This is a genomic window from Chryseobacterium sp. X308, assembly GCF_020733145.1.
GTDB classification, from domain to species: domain Bacteria; phylum Bacteroidota; class Bacteroidia; order Flavobacteriales; family Weeksellaceae; genus Chryseobacterium; species Chryseobacterium cupriresistens.
The window spans coordinates 107188-126949 of the sequence record NZ_JAJFZH010000008.1 but is presented as its reverse complement, the minus strand read 5'-3'; the positions used below and the strand labels follow the sequence as shown (position 1 = coordinate 126949).

Here is a 19762-nt window from a genome sequence, read left to right as displayed (position 1 = left end):
AATTAAAATTGCAGTTTAAAAGGTCCTTCAAAATAAGTCTGGTATGAATCAATCAGCTTACCTTTCATATCGTAAACACCGATTGTTATATTCTGTTTAGAGAGTTTCATATCATTTTCAGGGAAGCTGATATTGATGGTTCCCTTGGAAATTTTATCTCTGTCTACCTGAATCTTGCTTGATGCACTGTAAGTAATTTCACCATGTGCCGGATCAATCACTTTAATGGTAACAATCTTTTTATCGTTCGTTTTATTAAGGAAGGTATAATTATAAGTATTGGTAATTTTACCGTCTCTTACGAAGAATGTACTACCTGCCGGTTTTATGAATTTAGCTTCCATTTCACCACGGCTGTACAGGAGATAGCCTAAGAACCCTACAAGAAGTAACAGGAATATGGAGAACCCTTTCATTCTTCCTGTAAACTTAAACTGAGTTTCTTTTTCAATTTCATTTTCAGATGCATACCGGATCAATCCTTTCGGAAGGCCTACTTTTTCCATTACTTCATCGCAGGCATCAATACATGCTGTACAGTTGATACATTCCAGCTGTTGTCCGTCTCTGATGTCAATTCCGGTAGGACATACCACAACACATTGGTGGCAGTCGATACAATCACCTTTTCCTGCAGCTTTACGATCTTCGCCCTTTCTCCATTTTGCTCTGTTTTCTCCTCTTTTGAAGTCATAGAAAACATTGATAGTATCTTTATCGATCAATACACCCTGAAGTCTTCCGTAAGGACAAACCAATGTACAAACCTGCTCTCTGAACCACGCAAATACAAAGTAAAATGCTGCGGTAAGAAGAATCATTACAATAAAATTGGTAGGATGTGCAAATGGCCCTTCCCCAACAATCTTAAATACTTCTTCATATCCTACGATATACATGAACATAAAGTGGGTAATAATGAGTGAAATGATGACATAAATAGTCCATTTCAAACTTCTTTTCCAGATCTTCTCACTGTTCCACTCCTGTCTGTCCAGCTTCATCTGCTTATTTCGGTCTCCTTCAATCATGTATTCGATTTTACGGAATATCGATTCCATAAAAATTGTCTGAGGGCAGATCCACCCGCAGAAAATTCTTCCGAACGCAATCGTAAAAACAATAATAAAGATCAAAGAGGCAATAGCACCTAAAGTAAGGATAAAAAAGTCCTGTGGATAGAAAGGCTGTCCAAAAATGAAAAACTCTCTGTCTATTACATTAAACATCAGCAATGGGTTACCATTGATTTTGATGAACGGTAATGTAAAATAAATAATTAATAGTAAATAACTTACAATATTTCTATAGTTGGTGTACTTTCCTTTAGGTTTTCTTGGAAAGACCCATTTTCTTTTTCCGGATTGCTCCATTGTCCCTATAGAATCTCTGTAAGTCTCAGGGTCCAGAACCTGTCCCTGTCCGCCGCGTACTTCTATATCTTCTATGTCTGACATATATAATAGGTTTTAAAAAAGAAAAAACATAATTCGTTACTATTTTAATCTAATAACAAATTATGTTTTTTTCATATGTTTCTAATTTTTTAAATTATTCTTTTTCCCAATGCGCTTCAGTTCCTTGAGGAGCTGCTCCTCCCTGAGCCGGAGTCACTGGTGGTTGTTCCTGGTTGATGTGATATACATAAGCTGCAATCTTTTCAATCTCTGCACCTGAAACTTCTCCGTTTTTACCGAATGCTCTCATGGCAGGGTTAGTAGGAGAACCATTCCAGTCCATATGGAATACGTTTTTGAATAACGTTTTCTCAGGCTGGTTGATCCAGTAGTTATCAGTAAGGTTAGGTCCGATACCTCCACTACCGTCTTCTTTGTGACAAGATGCACAGTTTGTTTTGAATAATTCTTTACCTTCTGCAATGTTATCAGCTGAATACTTAGCTGTTTCAATGGTTACAGGAGGCTGAGATTTCTGATATTCTTCAATACTTGCCAACTGCTCTTTATATTCTTTTTCATATTCGCTTAACGGGTGAGCGAAGTCTGTGAAAGAGTAAGCTGCAATATATACAATACAAAAAGCGGTCCCAAAATAGAATAAACCTACCCACCATTTCGGTAATTGGTTATCCAGCTCCATGATTCCGTCGAAACCGTGGTCGATAAGGATATCTTTTTCTTCAGAAGCAGATTGCTTTTTGAATGCACTTTGGTACAATCTTTTGAAATAAGGAACTTTCTTTTCAGCTAAATAAGCTGCCTTTTCTTCAGGAGATAATTTCTTGAATTTGTTGTTTTCGATAAGGTCTCCGATAGCTCCATGAATGTAAGCCAGGATACCAGCGATCACAACAGTTCCCCAGAAGTAAGGTGAAGAAAGGAACGCGTAGCTCTGTACAAATAAATAATAAAAAACTATTAAAAGTCCGATTATTATTAAGATGTTTATAACAACAGGTGTTCTTTGTTTCATAAAAAATAGTTTAATTTTTTAAATTAAAATCGTCATCTTCATCATCCCCAAGAGGTGCCTCTTCTTCTTCTTTGTAATATTTTTTAGGTCTGCTAAAAACATAGATTACTAAAGCTATGAAGAACAGCATAAAGAAAATCAGAGCCAGTGTCTGGTAGAAGCCAGCATTTTCAGTATTGGATAATATATCTTTAAAGTTCTGAGGAATCATAGTATGAACTTTTTAATGTTTTTTAGTTATTACTTGCTGTTTTGATTTCAGTTGTCTTGATATCTGTACCTAATCTCTGAAGATAAGAAATAAGAGCTACAATTTCTTTTTTCTCTAGTTCTCCCTGAGGTCTCTTAGCATAAGCCTGCTTAAGGTCATTGGCTTCAGAGAAGATATCTTTCACAATTTTTGCCGATTGGTTGTTAGCCCATTTGTCTGCAGAATCGATTTCAGCCTTAGTATAAGGTACATCAAACACATTCTTCATCAGTTTCATTTTGTCCACCATCTTGGTTCTGTCTAAGTCAGTAGCAATTAACCAAGGGTAACGTGGCATGATAGAACCAGCAGAAGTAGATCTTGGATTATACATGTGTTTGTAGTGCCAAGAACTTGGGTTTTTACCACCTTCTCTATGTAAATCCGGTCCTGTTCTCTTAGAACCCCATAGGAATGGTCTGTCGTATACGAATTCTCCAGCTTTGGAGTATTGTCCATTTTTACCGTTGAATCTTGTAATCTCATCTCTGAACGGTCTGATCATCTGAGAGTGACAAGCGTTACATCCTTCACGGATATAGATATCTCTACCTTCAAGTTCCAGCGGTGAATAAGGCTTCACGGCAGAAATCGTAGGTACACTTTTCTTAAGAGATAGTGTAGGGATAATTTCAATTGAACTACCGATAGATATCGTGATGAAAGACAGGATACCTAATAATACCGGAGTTCTTTCCAGCCAAAGGTGAGTACCTTCTCCTTCTTTTCTGTTTTTACTGATGTTTGCCAACGCAGGAGCTTCAGCAGGAACTTCTTTCTGGAATGATCCTTTTCTTACTGTAGCAATTACGTTTACAATCATAAGGATAGATCCTGAGATATAGAATAGACCTCCTACAAATCTCATTTTGAAGTAAGGAATAATTGCAGTTACCGTATCCAGCCAGTTTTTCCATAATAATGTTCCGTCCGGGTTGAATTGCTTCCACATTAATCCTTGTGTAAATCCTGAAATATACATTGGAACTGCATAGAAGATAATTCCTAAAGTACCTAACCAGAAATGCCAGTTAGCTAATTTTACAGACCAAAGTTTTGTTCTCCACATAATTGGTACCAGGTAATAGATAACCCCGAATGCCATGAAACCATTCCATCCAAGAGCTCCTAAGTGTACGTGACCGATAACCCAGTCTGTAAAGTGACCAATTTTGTTGATGTTTTTAGTTGCCAAAAGCGGCCCTTCAAACGTTGCCATACCATAACATGTAACAGCTACTACGAAGAACTTAAGGATAGGATTTTCTCTTACCTTATCCCATGCTCCTCTTAGTGTAAGAAGACCATTTAACATACCTCCCCAGGATGGTGCAATAAGCATGATAGAGAAACCTGTTCCTACCGCCTGAGCCCAAGCCGGAAGAGCTGTATACTGAAGGTGGTGAGGACCAGCCCAGATATATACGAAAATTAATGACCAGAAGTGAATAATAGACAATTTATAAGAGAATACCGGTCTGTCTGCAGCCTTCGGAAGGAAGTAATACATTAAACCAAGAACCGGAGTCGTCAATACGAATGCAACCGCATTGTGTCCATACCACCACTGTACAATAGCATCTTTTACCCCTGCATATGCTGAATAAGATTTCCAGCCTGTGAAAGATAAAGGTACTTCAAGGTTGTTGAAGATGTGAAGCATTGCTACTGCAATCCAGGTACCGATGTAGAACCAGATGGCTACGTAAAGGTGTCTCACTCTTCTCTTTGAAATAGTCAGGAACATATTGATACCAAAAATGATCCATGAGAATGCGATCAATATATCGATCGGCCACTCGTGTTCAGCATATTCCTTAGAGGTATTGATCCCCATAAAGAAGGTAATGAACGTAGCAACGATCATAAACTGCCAGGTCCAGAAATGTAGCCAAGACAAGGTGTCACTGTACATTCTTGTTTTTAATAATCTTTGTAATGAGTAATAAATACCCGTGTAAACGATGTTACAAACGAATGCAAAGATTACGGTATTGGTGTGCAGCATTCTGATTCTACCAAAACCAAATGCACCATGAGTGTTTATTAATCCTTCAATATTACCCGATGCCAAACTTTTAATGGTTGTGTCATCTGTCCCGAAAAAGAATTCAGGTAATTCAGGGTAGAAAAGCATTAATGCCGCCGTAAGCCCGAACGTAAATCCAATGAGACCGAAAACTAAGGTCGCATAAAGGAACGCACGGACAATACTATTGTCATAACTAAACTTCTGTGTTTCCATATCAACTATTCACTATTTTTCTCAATTTTTATTATTTTCTCCTATTTCTTTTTCGTCTTTATTTTTGTTGCCGGTTTCATCTTTTTCTTCGACTTTTTCGTCATCAAAAAGAATTCTGACAGCCGGAGATTCATCATCTTCAAACTGTCCTTTTCGGGCATACACTATAAATACGACCAAGAAAATCGCAGCCAAAGAAACACTGCAGAGGATCATTAAATATAGAATATCCATTGGACAACAAAATTAACCTATTTTCGGGGTTCAAATTTAGTGAAAAATAATGACATTCATCACGAAATGCCGATTTCAGCTAATTTAAAATCAGTCTAAATAAGGGCTTTTACGCCTGTTTTTTGAAATATTTACGACCTAAAATCCAGGTTGAAACTGTAGTAAAGGTAACCACTGTGATCGAACTGATTGGCATAATGATTGCTGCGAAGAGCGGATGCATATGTCCTGTAACAGCGTAACTTAAACCAACAATATTGTATAGAAAACTGATTATAAATGTCATTTTCACAATCCTGATGGAACCCTTGCAAACATTCAGATAGTTGTCAAGAGTAACTACTTTATCTCCGTTCATAATGACATCAGAAGATGGGGTAAAACTGTTCGTATCATCAGCAATGGCGATTCCTACATTACTTTGTTTTAAGGCTCCTGCATCATTAAGCCCGTCTCCAAGCATTGCCACTTTTAAATGCTGATCCTGAAGGGATTTGATATAGTTCAGTTTGTCTTCCGGGCTTTGATTAAAGGCCATTCCTTTGTAATTCGGAATAAGCTCTTTAAGCTGGTTTTCTTCTGAAGAGTTGTCTCCGCTCAGGATAAATATTTTGTAGTGGGTAAGTTTAGTGAAAAGTTCTTTCAGTCTTGGACGATACTCGTTTTTAAAGATGAATTTACCCAGGTATTCTCCATTTTTACTGATATAAACGGCTGTTTCAAGATTTTTAGGTTCCTGGTTGTTATAACGGGCGGAACCAATTTTATAAAGGTTTCCTCTCACGCTGGCTTCATATCCTTTTCCTGAAATTTCAACAAACTTCTCTACAGGGAAATATTCATCGTTCACCTCTATGAATTCGTACAATGATTTTGAAAGCGGGTGGTTGGAATTTTTTAATAAAGTTTTGATATTCAAAGAGTCAAATTCGCTGATCTCAGATCCTTCGTATTTGATGTTTGATTTCTTTCTGTGTGTAATGGTTCCTGTTTTGTCAAAAACAATCGTATCAAGTTTCGCGATTTTTTCAATCGTTAAAGTATCTTTTACATAAAACTTATTTCGGCCTAAAATCCTCATAATGTGACCGAAAGTGAACGGTGCGGACAGTGCAAGTGCACAAGGACATGCAATGATCAGAATAGCTGAAATAACCTGAAACATTTTCTCCAAATCAATAAATGCCCAATAGATTCCGGCAGCCAGAGCAATACCTAAAATGATGAATGTGAAATATTTACTGATGCTGTTTGTCAATGTATCCAGCCCGGTTTCATGTTTTTTGAAAGCTTCTTTATTCCAAAGCTGAGTAAGGTAACTCTGGTCTACATCTTTAATAACTTCCAGCTCCAGAGATGACCCGATCTGCTTACCTCCGGCAAAGATTTTATCGCCCGGCTGTTTACTGATGCTTTCACTTTCTCCGGTAATAAAGCTGTTGTCGATATTTCCTTCTCCGTTAATAAGAATCGCATCTACCGGAATGATTTCCTGATTTCTAACTAAAATTCTGTCTCCTACTTTTACTGCGGAAAGAAGGATGTTTTCCTGTTTTCCCTCAAAGTCTACTTTCGTTACGGCAATTGGGTAGAACGATTTGTAGTCCCGGTCATAAGAAAGGGCACTGTACGTTCTTTTCTGAAAAATTTTCCCCATCAGCATGAAGAAAAGGAGGCCGCAAAGGGTATCAAAATATCCCGGACCGTAATCCGTTACCACTTCATAAATACTTCTTCCGAAAAGAACAAAAATTCCCAGTACAATAGGAACATCTATGTTGACGATTTTATTTTTTAATCCGTACCATGCAGATTTGTAATAGTCTGATGCTGAATAGAATACTACGGGGCATGCTAATAAGAACATCAATGTTCTGAAAAGACCCTTGTAATGTTCCATCCAATAATCTTCGCCTCCTACGTATTCGGGAAAGGCGAGAAACATACCGTTTCCGAAGGCAAAACCTGCAATAGCAAATTTTACCAGCAAGGATTTATCAAGGTGGTCTACGTTTTTTTCAGCCGTTTCAAGACTGATAACAGGTTTGTATCCCAGATTGGTTAAGAAATTAGCGAGTTCGCTCAATTTCAGATCATTATGGTTGAATGAAATCTGCAAAGTCTTCCTTGTGAAGTTAACCTGAGAATATTTGATATGTTTATTTAAGGTATGCAGACTTTCCAACAGCCAGATGCATGAGGAACAGTGTATTACAGGGATTTTGAAAGTAACGAGGCTGGTGTTTCCTTCAGAAAAATCAGTCACTTTTTCAAAGATTTCCGGTGTGTCCAGGTAATCAAACTGAGTAGAATTTTCATCATTCGGACGAATTCCTGCTCCTTTATTAAGCTCATAGAAATTGCTTAAATTATTTAAATTCAGAATTTCGTAAACGGACTTACATCCATTACAACAGAAAGTCTTTTCATCAAATAAAATTCTCTCTTTTTCTATACCTTGACCACAATGAAAACAGTTCTCGCTCACCCCATAAAATATTGAACTACAAAATTATAACAATTTTTTTTGTTTATCGTGTTAAAAAGTTCTATTTTTGTGATAAATATCATATAAAATGCCGCAGGAACAACAGATAGCAATTGAAGAGAGGTTCGCCAGAGTTTTTAATGATAAATCATTTAAAGAAAGACTTTCTAGCGCAGATTTTGAAAAATATATTAATGGCAAAAAGAAACTGAGTTTTCAGAAACATGAAACTATTTTCGAGGATGGGGAAACTCCAAAAGGAGTGTTTGTCCTGGAAAAAGGTGCTGCCAAACTTTCAAAATCAGGAGCTTTCGGGAAAGATCAGATTTTAAGATTTATCAAAGAAGGGGATATCATCGGCTATCGTTCTTTGCTTTGCGGGGAAAATTTCCAGGCCAAAGCAGAAGCAATGACAGATATTGAATGTGTTTTCTTACCTGCAGATATTTTCATGTATCTTCTGGAAGTAGATCCACAGTTGTCCTTCGTAATGCTTCAGAAAATTTCTTATGAATTAGGAGAATCTTCCAACACCATTACTTTCCTTGCACAGAAAACAGTAAGAGAAAGACTGGCAGAAATTCTGCTGCTTCTGGAACAGAAACTGGGCGTAGATCCTGAGGGTTTCATCAAAATCTCATTAACGAGAGAAGAAATTGCCAATATTATCGGTACTGCTACAGAAAGTGCCATCCGTCTGATCTCAGAATTCAAACAGGATAGTCTGATTGAAGTGGACGGAAGAAATATCAAGATCTTAAATCACGACAAACTCATGAAACTCGGTCACGTAGTTTTATAAATCATACAAAAACTTAAGTCGGCTCAAAGCCGACTTTTTAACTTTTAAAAATAGATAAATTATGTCTGTTCACTCTGAAATTAAAAAAGTTACGACTGAAACCTTGCGTAAAATGAAATTCGACAAGGAGAAAATAACAATGCTTACAGCCTATGATTTTACCACTGCCAAGATGGTAGATGCTGGTGGAGTAGATGCTATTTTAATTGGAGACTCTGCAGCGAATGTAATGGCTGGTTTTGAAACCACATTGCCTATTACGCTGGATCAAATGATCTATCATGCGCAAAGTGTGGTAAGAGGAACCGACAGAGCTTTGGTGGTAGCGGATTTACCTTTCGGAACTTATCAGAGTAATCCTGAAAAAGCATTGGAATCTGCGGTAAGAATGATGAAAGAAGGTGGAGCGCATGCTGTGAAAATTGAAGGTGGGAAAGAAATCTCCAAATCAATCAAAAAAATTATCAATGCCGGAATTCCGGTAATGGGACATTTGGGATTAACGCCACAGTCCATTTATAAATTTGGAACGTATAAAGTAAGAGCTAAAGAAGAAGCAGAGGCTGAAAAACTAATTGCTGATGCACAGCTTCTGGAAGAACTTGGCTGTTTTTCTATTGTGTTGGAAAAAATTCCTGCTGATTTAGCTAAGAAAGTAACTGAAAGCATCTCTATTCCAACCATCGGAATCGGTGCCGGTGCAGATTGCGACGGACAGGTTTTGGTGTATCATGATATGGTGGGAATGAACAAAGGTTTCAGCCCGAAATTCTTAAGAAGATATCTTGACCTTTACACAGAAATTACAGGAGCCGTTTCTCAATACGTGAAAGATGTGAAAAATGTAGAGTTTCCAAACGAAAACGAAAGCTATTAGTCCATGCAGAACCAACAATCTATTCAGGGAATATTATCTATTGCAGCTTTGATTTGTCTGGCTGTGGGATGGTTTAATTTATTTTCCCCGGAAATCAATCATTTGCTTTCAAGAAAAGTATTTTATGTTCTGATTGGAGCAAGCTTTTTTATTCAGGCTCCGTTACTTACCAATAAGAATTTTGTTTATGCCATGTATGCTGCAGCGGCTATCTGTGTATTCGGAGCGTTTATTCCGGAAGGCTCAAAACTTTCAGCTGTTAAAACGGTAGGCCTTCTGGCAGGGATTATCCTGTCATTATCCAACAGAAGAAGATAGACTGAAGAGGTATGAAGGAGCAGATTATATATGAAGACAATCATCTTCTGGTGATTAATAAAAAGGTGGGTCAGCTTGTACAGGGCGATAAGACCGGCGATGAATCACTATTAGAATCCATCAAGAACTTTATAAAAATAAGAGATGCTAAGCCGGGAAATGTTTTTCTCGGCTTGGTTCATCGTATAGACCGCCCAACTTCCGGGCTGGTGATCTATGCAAAAACATCCAAAGCGCTTTCCCGTTTGACGCAGATGGTGAAAAACCGCGAAGTGAAAAAAACATATTGGGCCGTTGTAGGAAAAGAAATGATCCCGCAAAGCCAGAGACTGGTGCATTATTTAAAGAAAAACGAAAAAAATAATAAGGCTATTGTCTTTCCGAAAGCTACTGAAGGGGCGAAAGAAGCTATTCTTACTTATCATGTGATCAAAACATTAGACAATTATTTGTTGTTGGAAATTGACCTTGAAACCGGAAGGCATCATCAGATCAGAGCACAGCTATCCAAGACCGGAGTTCCGATTAAGGGTGATCTGAAATATGGAGCACCGCGTTCCAATCCTGATGGAGGAATCAATCTTCATGCAAGAAAACTGGAGTTTATTCATCCCGTTACCAAAGAAAACATTGAAATCATAGCTCCTGTTCCGCAGAATGATGCGATCTGGAGAGCATGTGAGGAATAACTAAAGATTTTTAGTTAATCAAAGGAAAACATAAAAGTCCGTCTCAATTTTGAGACGGACTTTTTCTTTAATATCATTTCAGATTTTGCCCATTCTAAAAAAATGTCTAACTTCGTCTCAAACTTTAGGGGTGTCTGTTACCAACAGACTGAGACTTTACCCTTTGAACCTGATCTGGATCATACCAGCGTAGGGAAAAGTAGATGACTTTTGCTGTACATTCTATTGTACAATAATGGCCATTCCTAAAGTATATTTAATTTATTAGGAATGGAACTTATAATCAACCACACCCGAAAAACATTTGATGTACTTCCTGCCAACCTGGAAGCATTACTGGCTATTGAGCTGCCCGGAAAAAAGAAAGGTATTGCTGTAGCTGTCAACAATCGCATTATTCCCCTGTCTGTCTGGGCGGAAACCATCCTCAATAACAACGATTCAGTTTTAATCATTACTGCCACTCAGGGCGGTTAATTCTCATATTTAATACCAATACTTATGGCTCACTCCATTACATGTTCGCCATTTCCGAACTCAAAGAAAATCTATGTTGAAGGAAAATTACACCCTATCAATGTAGCCATGCGTGAAATACAGCTTAGCCCAACCAAACTGACCAATGGCGGCTTTGAACATAATGCTCCGGTAACCATTTATGACACTTCGGGGCCTTATACCGATGAAAATGCAGTCATTGACATTCAGAAAGGGCTTCCAAGAATCAGAGAACAATGGATTCTGGATAGAAATGATGTGAATATCTTAGACGGAATTACATCTGAATATGGAAAAGCACGTTTGGCGGATCCACGTCTTGACGAACTGAGGTTTTCTTATGATCATAAACCCAAAGTGGCAAAGGATGGCAAAGAACTGACCCAGCTTTACTATGCCAAACAGGGAATCATTACTCCGGAAATGGAATATGTGGCGATCCGGGAAAATCAAAGAATAGAACAGCTGGAATCAGTGTCTAAAGAAATGGCTTTTCAACATCCGGGACACAGTTTTGGAGCCAATACTCCCAAAAGTAAAATCACCCCGGAATTTGTAAGAGACGAAATTGCTGCCGGAAGAGCTATTATTCCCAATAACATCAACCATCCGGAAAGCGAGCCGATGATTATCGGGAGAAATTTCCTGGTAAAGATCAATGCGAATATCGGAAACAGTGCCATTTCATCCAGTATTGAAGAAGAAGTGGAAAAAGCAGTATGGGCCTGCCGATGGGGAGCAGATACTATTATGGACCTTTCAACCGGTAAAAATATTCACGAAACAAGAGAATGGATCATCAGAAACAGTCCGGTTCCGATTGGTACCGTTCCAATCTATCAGGCATTGGAAAAAGTAAAAGGTGTTCCTGAAGATCTTACATGGGAAATCTTCAGAGATACTTTGATTGAACAGGCTGAACAGGGAGTTTCTTATTTTACCATCCACGCAGGAGTTTTACTAAGATATATTCATCTGACAGCCAACAGAGTAACCGGAATTGTATCCAGAGGAGGATCGATTATGGCAAAATGGTGTTTATTCCATCATAAAGAAAGTTTTCTGTATACCCATTTTGAGGAGATCTGTGAAATTATGAAGAAATACGACGTGGCTTTCTCTCTGGGAGACGGTCTTCGTCCGGGATCTATTGCAGATGCCAATGATGCAGCGCAGTTTGCAGAACTGGAAACTTTAGGTGAACTCACTAAAATTGCCTGGAAGCACAATGTACAGGTAATGATTGAAGGACCTGGGCACGTACCAATGCATATGATCAAAGAAAATATGGATAAACAGCTGAAAGAATGTCATGAAGCTCCATTCTATACCTTAGGCCCTTTGACAACGGATATTGCACCGGGTTATGATCATATTACTTCAGGGATTGGGGCTGCCATGATCGGATGGTTTGGATGTGCGATGCTTTGCTATGTAACTCCAAAAGAACATTTGGGGCTTCCGAATAAAGATGATGTAAAAGTTGGGGTGATCACTTATAAACTGGCAGCCCACGCGGCAGATTTAGCAAAAGGACATCCTGGTGCACAATACAGAGATAATGCATTAAGTAAAGCAAGATTTGAATTCAGATGGGAGGATCAGTTCAATCTTTCATTAGATCCGGAGACGGCAAGAGCTTACCATGATGAAACACTTCCGGCAGAAGGTGCAAAAATTGCCCATTTCTGTTCTATGTGCGGACCAAAATTCTGTTCGATGAAAATCACTCAGGAAATCCGTGAATCTGCAGAAAAAGGGATGCTGGATAAATCACAGGAATTCATCGAAAAAGGGAAAGAAATTTATATATGATCCTCGTTATCACTCCTGAATTGATTGTTCCGAATGAAACTGATTGTATTAATCAGATGTTTCAGGAAGGTCTTTACCTGCTTCACATCCGTAAACCATGGATCAGTCGTAATGAAATGATTGGATTTATCACCCAAATTGATGACTCTTTTCACTCACAGCTTGTACTGCATACGCATTACGATCTTGGAAAGGAATATCAGATCTCAAGGTTTCATTTCAGGGAAATCGACCGGAAAGAAGAAGCATTTAAAACTTTCGCGGAAGAAAATATGATTTCAACTTCAGTGCACGATATCACAACCTACAATACTTTGGATAAAGTATGGGAATATGCTTTCATAAGTCCATTCTTTCCAAGTATCTCCAAAAAAGGATATGGATTGGATTCTACCATTAAAGAAGAAGTAAAACATCGGAACAATCCGGATGTCAAATTGATAGCCCTTGGAGGAATTAATCAAGATAATATTCATGAAGTTTTCGAATCAGATATCGATGGAGCAGCCCTATTGGGTGCGATCTGGGAAAGTGAAGAACCTTTAAAAGTATTCAGAAAATGCAGGAACGTCCTTATGTCATAAGCATTGCAGGCTTTGATCCCAGTGGTGGAGCAGGCTTATTATCAGATAGTAAAACTTTTGAACATTCAAAAGTAATGGGATTGGGAGTGTGTACGGCATTAACATTACAGACCGCTTCCAAGTGCTTAAGCCTGGAATGGCGTCCCATAGATGAAATAATTGAAGCCATTCAGGTGCTGATGGAAAACTATTCCGTTTCCGCCGTGAAAATTGGAATAGTGAAGGATGCTGAATTTCTGGGTAAGATTGTGGAAACAGTTCAAAAGAATAATTCTGAAGTGAAAATCGTTTGGGATCCTGTTCTGAAAAGCACTTCCGAATTCACTTTTTTTAATCTTGACACACTTCCTCAATTAAAAAATATCATTAATAAGCTCAGTTTAATAACTCCGAATTATAATGAATACAGTGTTTTAAAGGCAAATAATCTTTTACCGGATACCCGTCAATGTGCAGTGCTGATCAAAGGAGGGCATAGAGAAGATCATTTGGGAACGGATGTTTTAGTTGAAAACGAAAAAGAAATTTTTTTATTTCCAAACGAAGACAATACGGTATGTTTTCCCAAGCATGGTTCCGGCTGTGTTTTATCCTCAGCCATTACAGCAGAACTTGCGAAAGGGAAAAATATGGAAACGGCCTGTCGGAACGGGAAATTATACATCGAAAAATTTTTAAAAAGCAATTCCTCTTTATTGGGAACGCATTCATAGAAACATGGAAAAATTACAATACATATCACAAGGAAATACAATACAGGAGCAGGAACAGCATATCCGTAACGCTTTGGATAATGGAATCAAATGGGTACAGGTTCGATGGAAAAATGCGCCTGAAAATGAATTAATCAGTCTTTGCGAAATCTCAAAACAGCTTTGCTCAGCATATCAGTCGGTTTGTATCATCAATGACCATGTACAGATCGCTAAAGAAATAGATGCTGATGGAGTACATTTAGGATTGAGTGATAGCTCTGTTGAAGCCGCAAGACAGGTTCTGGGAGAAAGCAAAATTATTGGTGGGACAGCCAATACCCTTTCAGATGTGATCAGGAGAATCAAAGAATCGTGTGATTATGTTGGTTTGGGACCATTGAGATTTACCACAACGAAAGAAAAGTTAAGTCCTGTCCTTGGATTTGAAGGCTACCAAAATATCATTGACGGGTTAAAGGATAAATCAATAGAGATCCCTAAAATATTTGCTATCGGGAGCGTTAATCCTGAAGATATTTTACCGCTACAGGAAATCGGGATTTATGGAGTTGCTGTTTCCGGGATTATTACCAGGCAGCCCGGGATTATTAACGAATTAAAAAAAGTAATGATATGAACAATCAGAAATTAGAAATAGCAGGAAGAATTTTTGAATCAAGACTGTTTTTAGGAACAGGAAAATTCGGAAGTATGAGAGATATGGCGCAATCTGTCATGGCATCTGAAACCAATATGGTGACAATGGCGCTGAAAAGGATTGATGCCCAATCCAATGAAGATGATCTGCTTGACTCATTAAAAGAAACCCATGTTCATCTTCTGCCTAATACTTCCGGAGCCAGAACCGCTAAAGAAGCCGTATTGGCTGCTCAATTAGCCAGAGAAGCTCTGGAAACCAACTGGGTAAAACTGGAAATTCATCCCGATCCGAAATATTTACTGCCGGACCCCATTGAAACCTTATATGCCACTGAAGAATTAGCCAAACTTGGATTTGTGGTAATGCCTTACATTCATGCTGATCCTGTTTTGTGCAAACGTCTTGAAGACGCCGGAACAGCTGTCGTAATGCCTTTGGGTGCCCCTATTGGAACGAATAAAGGATTAAAAACACAGGATTTTCTTGAAATAATCATCAGCCAGAGCAACGTTCCTGTAGTGGTAGATGCCGGAATCGGGGCACCTTCAGATGCCGCAAAAGCAATGGAAATGGGAGCAGATGCCGTTTTGGTGAATACTGCCATTGCTGTAGCGAGAAATCCGTTGAATATGGCTGTTGCTTTTAAAGAAGGTGTCATTGCCGGAAGAAGAGCTTTTGAATCAGGGTTGGGAGCCATTTCAAGTCATGCTGAAGCTTCAAGTCCGCTGACTTCGTTTTTATTTGAATAATCAGGATTATGAAAAGCTTTAAAGATGTTTTTGAAAACTACCAGTGGGATGAGGTAAAGAATAAGCTTGAAAATGTAAGTCTGGCCGATGTAAGATACAGTCTTCAGAAGAAAAACAAAACGATTGATGATTTCCTTAATCTTCTGTCGCCAGCCGCTTCTCAGGAACTCGAAATGATGGCAGTGATGACGAGGGCACTTACCCAGAAACGTTTCGGAAAAACCATTCAGTTGTATGCACCACTGTATCTCAGCAATGAATGCCAGAATATCTGTACCTACTGCGGATTCAGTCTTGATAACAATCTGAAAAGGAAGACCCTTTCTGATATGGAGTTGATGATTGAAGCATCAGTCCTGAAATCAATGGGAGTAAACCATGTATTGCTGGTAAGTGGTGAAGCCAATAAAATAGTGGGAGTTCCTTACTTTCAGAATGCTGTACGTAAGTTAAAGCCACATTTTTCCAATATTTCCATCGAAGTTCAGCCTTTAATGGAAGATGAATACAAACTGCTTCATGAAGAAGGGGTACATTCCGTATTGGTCTATCAGGAAACCTATCATCAGGATGTTTACAGGGAGTATCATCCGAAAGGTAAAAAATCCAACTTCCATTTTCGCCTGGAAACTCCTGACAGGATAGGAAGAGCAGGAATTCATAAAATAGGGCTGGGAGTCCTGCTTGGGCTTGAAGATTGGAGAGTAGACAGCTTTTTCAATGCCTTACACATCGATTATCTTCAAAAACAGTACTGGAAAAGTAAGTTTTCTGTTTCCTTTCCAAGGCTCAGACCTGCTGAAGGAATTATTGAACCCAATTTTATCATGGAAGACAAAGATCTGCTTCAGCTGATCTGTGCTTACAGAATCTGGAATGAAGACCTTGAGATTTCCATTTCTACCAGAGAAAATGAAGTCTTCAGAAATAATATTGTCTCTCTGGGAGCAACTGCTATGAGTGCGGGTTCAAAAACAAATCCTGGTGGTTATGCAGTGGATAAAGAATCTTTAGAACAGTTTGAAACCAGCGACGAACGAAGTATGGAAGAGATTAAAACAATGATCAAAAAAGCAGGCTATGATCCTGTGATGAAAGACTGGGATTCTGTTTACAGTGGATTTTAAAATTTTAAAACCATTAAGGATTTTGAAGAGATGAAGTTGAATTAAGAAGAATCTAAGATTTTTAAGACAGCTTTTTCAAGCGAAGCTCAACTTAACTATTCTTAAAAGCTTAAAGGATCTTAATGGTTCAATGATAATTATGAAAGAAGATTATTTTTCACGGTATAGCCGGCAGATATTTATTGATGAGATTGGATTGGAAGGACAAAAGAAAATAAGGTCATCTAAAGTTCTTGTCATAGGAGCAGGAGGTTTGGGAAGTCCAATTATACAATATCTGGCCGCAGCAGGAGTAGGAACTTTAGGTGTTGCAGATTTTGATGAGGTTGAACTTCATAATCTGAACCGGCAGATCGTCCATACCGAAAACAGAGTGGGATTATCCAAAGTGAAAAGTGCTGAAACCTTTGTAAAAGAACTCAATCATCAGGTTACATTCATAGGAATTGAAGAAAAAATCAGTAATGATAATGCTGAAGAAACCCTTGCTCAATATGATATTATTATTGATGGTTCAGACAATTTTTCAACAAGATACCTGGTGAATGACACCTGTGTGCAATTACAAAAAACTCTGGTTTACGGAAGTATCTTAGGATTCTCAGGACAAGTTGCTGTGTTTAATCATAACGGAAGTAAAAACTTAAGAGATATTTTCCCAGAACCGCCCTTTGATGAAGATCTTCCGGATTGTGACAGCCTTGGTGTATTGGGTGCTCTCCCCGGAATGATAGGAAGTATGATGGCACTTCAGACCTTAAAAATCATAACAGATCTTCCGGTAAGTTTGAATCAGCTGACATTGGTAGACACACTGAGCTGGAGATTTCAGACGGTAGATTTCTGATGTAAATGTAAACACTAATGTCACAAATGTTTTCACAAATAACACCATTTTATTAGCAATACATATCAATAGGGGCGGGCTTTAGCCCGTCTTACGTGTATAAAACGATCCATTGGCGTTATCCAAAATTTATATAAAAAAACAGGTGATAATCATTTTTACCACCTGTTTTTATTTATCTATTATAAAGAAGAATTATTGTGCCTGCTGCATTACACCTCCGGTATCTTCTTTTTTGGTCTGGTTAAGGATATTCGGATCTTCTTTCGCCAATTTATTTCTCGTCGGAATTTTATAATTAATGGAAAGTCCGAAATTTCTTGTGTCGTATTTGCTGTAGATCATCACCGGATTTCCAGATGGCGGATTAGAACGTACCTGCATCACCTGTCCGTTGAAAATATCGTTTGCAAAAACAGAAAGTGTCAGACGGTTGTTCATAAACTTCTTCGTCAACGTAATATCAAACGAGTTGTTGAATGGTTTCTCTGCCGTGAAGTAAAAATATCCTGCCTTTGGAGTCAGATAGCTGTAATTCGCAGTAAGTTTGATGTCTTTAGGCAAAATAATCTGCGTCATGATATTGAAAATCCAGAACCCTTTATTGTTCAGATTATCAATTTCATGCTTCTGATATCCTGCATATAAATACATGAAGTTTATTTTATCCGGATTGAAATTAAATTTCATGATTTCACTCAAAGGCTTACTGAAAATCATAAAAGGAACCGGTAATCCCACATTGAAATTGTGAATTTTCATATTGGAAATATTCACCTGCTCATTGAAGAGTTTTCTTCCGTCTTTTCGGATGATCTGTGCTACCTGATTGCTTGCCGAGCTTACGCTATACCCGATAAACGCATAATCAAAAGCTGATATTTTCAATTCATAATTATCAAAAATAGTAGGCTGTAGATTCGGGTTACCATTTACTTCTGTACTAGGTCCCGAGAATGTTACGTTATTCGGGTTCAGGGCAGAAATACTTGGCAGACTGATTTTTCTGTTGTAATTCGCGGCAATATAAACCTGATTCATCATGTTATACTGTACACTTGCGTTCGGGAAAAATTTAAATTTATTGAAGGGAATTAAATTAGCCTCTACCAGTTTTGCATCTTTATCAAAATATCTTGTTACCCCGGAAATATCATAGTTTTCAGCACGGGAACCCAATGTAAAATCAAATTTTTTCAGTTTAGCCTGAAACTCTAAATACGTTGAAGCAGTCTGTCTCTGATATTCCAGATTGGTCAGTCCAAAACTTTCTGTATCATAATCCTGTCTTTCATACAATCCTCCAAAACTTACCTTTCCACCGTCAAGAAGCTTGATTGGCTGTGCGTAATCTACTTTAAAGTTGGCAATATTCATCACGGATTTATTATTCAGAATATCCTTTAATCCATTGGTAGGGCTATCAAGAGGTTCATTGGGATAAGCTAGAAATGTCCCATCCTGAAAGTAATTATCCTGAGAAAATTTGCTGTCTGATCTCGTATACCCAAACTGGAAATCCAGTTTTTGAGATTTGTCAGCAAAACGTTTCTGATAGGTTACAACCGCTTCCTGTCTCAAATTATTGGTATGGGCAACGTCAGAAGAAGTATAAAAAGCTTCTTGTAAATCTTTCGGGTTTCTCTTGAACGGTAAATCTCCATGCCCGTCACTTAAAGTATAGTTGTCATTATTATTGTGATAAATATCGTAGTTCAATAATAACCTGTCCTGTCCCAGATCAAAAGTTAATCCGGATTTTGCAAAATATCCGCGTGCGTATCTATCGGTATGGCTTGTTAGAAGCTCATCCTGCTGGCCATTCAGCATACTTTCACGGTAATTCTGCCCAACATTCAGCTGCCATCCGAAATATTTATTTCTTGCATTTAAATTAACAGAATTAGTCGTTCTGCTTCTGTATTGGTCATAATTTGTAAAAGAATAATTCCCTGAATACGTAGCGGTTAAATATTTATTTGCATTTTTGTTGGTGATGATATTCATGATGGCACCTCCGGAAGTTGCCGGAAACTCAGCACCTGGCTGGGTGATCACTTCAATTCTCTCTACGGAATTAGCCGGCATTCCCTCCAGGAAAGAGTTCAGTTCATTGGAAGTGATGTTCAGAGGTCTTCCGTTAAGATATACTTCCAGCATTTTTCCCTGATACATCATCCCGGCAATATCGGTAGATACAAGTCCTGGAAGTTTTTTAATTCCTTCCAGAACGTTTCCGTTATTCAGCTGAGGCTGCTCAGAAAAGTCAAAAATAGTACGGTCTGCTTTTTGTTCAACGGCTTTTTTAGTTTTGGTAATGACTACGCCTTCAATTTGTTTTTCCTGTGGTTTATTATTTTTTTCTTGTGAAAAAACAAAAACAGAGCTTAGTAAGGATAAAGCGAAAATTGTTTTTTTCATAATGTTTTACTGTTATCCGGTTAGACGCT

19 protein-coding genes and 1 riboswitch are annotated in these 19762 nt (G+C 38.2%); of the genes, 12 read left to right on the top strand and 7 right to left on the bottom strand.

From position 1 onward, the window contains the following. Positions 1 to 2: 2 nt before the first annotated feature. From ccoG to LIV57_RS11210, 6 genes are all read right to left on the bottom strand, one after another. The gene (gene ccoG / locus LIV57_RS11235) at positions 3 to 1457 is read right to left on the bottom strand and encodes a cytochrome c oxidase accessory protein CcoG (protein ID WP_227942647.1); all 1455 of its coding nucleotides are present in this window, start codon (positions 1455 to 1457) and stop codon (positions 3 to 5) included. Between the two features lie 94 nt (positions 1458 to 1551). Then, positions 1552 to 2433 carry a cbb3-type cytochrome c oxidase N-terminal domain-containing protein gene (locus LIV57_RS11230; protein ID WP_062676011.1) on the bottom strand — a complete coding sequence of 294 codons (882 nt, stop codon included), beginning with the start codon at positions 2431 to 2433 and terminating at the stop codon, positions 1552 to 1554. A 10-nt stretch (positions 2434 to 2443) separates the two neighbouring features. Next, positions 2444 to 2644, bottom strand: coding sequence for a cbb3-type cytochrome oxidase subunit 3 (locus tag LIV57_RS11225; RefSeq protein ID WP_002983870.1), 201 nt, complete (start codon positions 2642 to 2644; stop codon positions 2444 to 2446). A 22-nt stretch (positions 2645 to 2666) separates the two neighbouring features. Beyond that, complete coding sequence (gene ccoN, locus LIV57_RS11220; RefSeq protein WP_227942646.1) at positions 2667 to 4928, bottom strand: cytochrome-c oxidase, cbb3-type subunit I; 2262 nt, start codon at positions 4926 to 4928, stop codon at positions 2667 to 2669. Between the two features lie 21 nt (positions 4929 to 4949). Beyond that, positions 4950 to 5162 carry a cbb3-type cytochrome oxidase assembly protein CcoS gene (gene ccoS / locus LIV57_RS11215; protein WP_110009904.1) on the bottom strand — a complete coding sequence of 71 codons (213 nt, stop codon included), beginning with the start codon at positions 5160 to 5162 and terminating at the stop codon, positions 4950 to 4952. A 109-nt stretch (positions 5163 to 5271) separates the two neighbouring features. Next, positions 5272 to 7650 carry a heavy metal translocating P-type ATPase gene (locus LIV57_RS11210; protein WP_227942645.1) on the bottom strand — a complete coding sequence of 793 codons (2379 nt, stop codon included), beginning with the start codon at positions 7648 to 7650 and terminating at the stop codon, positions 5272 to 5274. A gap of 88 nt (positions 7651 to 7738) precedes the next feature. Between LIV57_RS11210 and LIV57_RS11205 the strand changes: the two genes are divergently transcribed. From LIV57_RS11205 to LIV57_RS11150, 12 genes are all read left to right on the top strand, one after another. After that, a complete protein-coding gene (locus tag LIV57_RS11205; RefSeq protein ID WP_047424695.1) occupies positions 7739 to 8452 on the top strand; it encodes a Crp/Fnr family transcriptional regulator in 714 nt (237 codons plus the stop codon). 61 nt (positions 8453 to 8513) lie between these two features. Next, positions 8514 to 9329: a 3-methyl-2-oxobutanoate hydroxymethyltransferase gene (gene panB / locus LIV57_RS11200; protein WP_110009902.1), complete on the top strand. Its 816-nt coding sequence runs from the start codon at positions 8514 to 8516 to the stop codon at positions 9327 to 9329. Between the two features lie 3 nt (positions 9330 to 9332). Continuing rightward, positions 9333 to 9647, top strand: coding sequence for a hypothetical protein (locus LIV57_RS11195; protein WP_047377337.1), 315 nt, complete (start codon positions 9333 to 9335; stop codon positions 9645 to 9647). Between the two features lie 11 nt (positions 9648 to 9658). Further along, positions 9659 to 10336 carry an RluA family pseudouridine synthase gene (locus LIV57_RS11190; protein WP_114821650.1) on the top strand — a complete coding sequence of 226 codons (678 nt, stop codon included), beginning with the start codon at positions 9659 to 9661 and terminating at the stop codon, positions 10334 to 10336. Between the two features lie 116 nt (positions 10337 to 10452). Then, positions 10453 to 10549: riboswitch (TPP riboswitch) on the top strand. Between the two features lie 57 nt (positions 10550 to 10606). Next, positions 10607 to 10813 carry a sulfur carrier protein ThiS gene (gene thiS, locus LIV57_RS11185; protein WP_227942644.1) on the top strand — a complete coding sequence of 69 codons (207 nt, stop codon included), beginning with the start codon at positions 10607 to 10609 and terminating at the stop codon, positions 10811 to 10813. A gap of 24 nt (positions 10814 to 10837) precedes the next feature. After that, positions 10838 to 12649: a phosphomethylpyrimidine synthase ThiC gene (thiC, locus tag LIV57_RS11180; protein WP_227942643.1), complete on the top strand. Its 1812-nt coding sequence runs from the start codon at positions 10838 to 10840 to the stop codon at positions 12647 to 12649. Next, the gene (locus tag LIV57_RS11175; RefSeq protein WP_227942642.1) at positions 12646 to 13233 is read left to right on the top strand and encodes a thiamine phosphate synthase; all 588 of its coding nucleotides are present in this window, start codon (positions 12646 to 12648) and stop codon (positions 13231 to 13233) included. Before thiC ends, LIV57_RS11175 begins: the two co-directional genes overlap by 4 nt. Continuing rightward, a complete protein-coding gene (locus LIV57_RS11170; protein WP_227942641.1) occupies positions 13209 to 13946 on the top strand; it encodes a hydroxymethylpyrimidine/phosphomethylpyrimidine kinase in 738 nt (245 codons plus the stop codon). The genes LIV57_RS11175 and LIV57_RS11170 overlap by 25 nt, the downstream gene beginning before the upstream one ends. 4 nt (positions 13947 to 13950) lie before the next feature. After that, positions 13951 to 14565, top strand: a complete 615-nt coding sequence (locus LIV57_RS11165; protein WP_227942640.1) for a thiamine phosphate synthase — start codon at positions 13951 to 13953, stop codon at positions 14563 to 14565. Next, entirely contained in the window at positions 14562 to 15338 is a 777-nt protein-coding gene (locus LIV57_RS11160) for a thiazole synthase (protein ID WP_227942639.1), read from the top strand. Before LIV57_RS11165 ends, LIV57_RS11160 begins: the two co-directional genes overlap by 4 nt. 8 nt (positions 15339 to 15346) lie before the next feature. After that, positions 15347 to 16465, top strand: coding sequence for a 2-iminoacetate synthase ThiH (thiH, locus tag LIV57_RS11155; RefSeq protein ID WP_227942638.1), 1119 nt, complete (start codon positions 15347 to 15349; stop codon positions 16463 to 16465). 130 nt (positions 16466 to 16595) lie between these two features. After that, positions 16596 to 17312, top strand: a complete 717-nt coding sequence (locus LIV57_RS11150; RefSeq protein ID WP_227942637.1) for a HesA/MoeB/ThiF family protein — start codon at positions 16596 to 16598, stop codon at positions 17310 to 17312. A 195-nt stretch (positions 17313 to 17507) separates the two neighbouring features. On the opposite strand, the gene LIV57_RS11145 is transcribed toward LIV57_RS11150, so the two are convergent. Continuing rightward, on the bottom strand, positions 17508 to 19733 hold the full coding sequence (locus tag LIV57_RS11145) for an outer membrane beta-barrel protein (protein ID WP_227942636.1): 2226 nt from the start codon (positions 19731 to 19733) through the stop codon (positions 17508 to 17510). Positions 19734 to 19762: the final 29 nt, after the last annotated feature.

Coding starts and splice junctions, on each gene's coding strand:
- ccoG (WP_227942647.1), bottom strand. CDS start 1,457: ATGTCAGACATAGAAGATATAGAAGTACGCGGCGGACAGGGACAGGTT.
- LIV57_RS11205 (WP_047424695.1), top strand. CDS start 7,739: ATGCCGCAGGAACAACAGATAGCAATTGAAGAGAGGTTCGCCAGAGTT.
- LIV57_RS11160 (WP_227942639.1), top strand. CDS start 14,562: ATGAACAATCAGAAATTAGAAATAGCAGGAAGAATTTTTGAATCAAGA.
- LIV57_RS11150 (WP_227942637.1), top strand. CDS start 16,596: ATGATAATTATGAAAGAAGATTATTTTTCACGGTATAGCCGGCAGATA.
- panB (WP_110009902.1), top strand. CDS start 8,514: ATGTCTGTTCACTCTGAAATTAAAAAAGTTACGACTGAAACCTTGCGT.
- thiH (WP_227942638.1), top strand. CDS start 15,347: ATGAAAAGCTTTAAAGATGTTTTTGAAAACTACCAGTGGGATGAGGTA.
- thiC (WP_227942643.1), top strand. CDS start 10,838: ATGGCTCACTCCATTACATGTTCGCCATTTCCGAACTCAAAGAAAATC.
- thiS (WP_227942644.1), top strand. CDS start 10,607: ATGGAACTTATAATCAACCACACCCGAAAAACATTTGATGTACTTCCT.
- LIV57_RS11230 (WP_062676011.1), bottom strand. CDS start 2,433: ATGAAACAAAGAACACCTGTTGTTATAAACATCTTAATAATAATCGGA.
- LIV57_RS11165 (WP_227942640.1), top strand. CDS start 13,951: ATGGAAAAATTACAATACATATCACAAGGAAATACAATACAGGAGCAG.
- LIV57_RS11175 (WP_227942642.1), top strand. CDS start 12,646: ATGATCCTCGTTATCACTCCTGAATTGATTGTTCCGAATGAAACTGAT.
- ccoS (WP_110009904.1), bottom strand. CDS start 5,162: ATGGATATTCTATATTTAATGATCCTCTGCAGTGTTTCTTTGGCTGCG.
- LIV57_RS11190 (WP_114821650.1), top strand. CDS start 9,659: ATGAAGGAGCAGATTATATATGAAGACAATCATCTTCTGGTGATTAAT.
- LIV57_RS11170 (WP_227942641.1), top strand. CDS start 13,209: ATGCAGGAACGTCCTTATGTCATAAGCATTGCAGGCTTTGATCCCAGT.
- LIV57_RS11195 (WP_047377337.1), top strand. CDS start 9,333: ATGCAGAACCAACAATCTATTCAGGGAATATTATCTATTGCAGCTTTG.
- LIV57_RS11145 (WP_227942636.1), bottom strand. CDS start 19,733: ATGAAAAAAACAATTTTCGCTTTATCCTTACTAAGCTCTGTTTTTGTT.
- ccoN (WP_227942646.1), bottom strand. CDS start 4,928: ATGGAAACACAGAAGTTTAGTTATGACAATAGTATTGTCCGTGCGTTC.
- LIV57_RS11225 (WP_002983870.1), bottom strand. CDS start 2,644: ATGATTCCTCAGAACTTTAAAGATATATTATCCAATACTGAAAATGCT.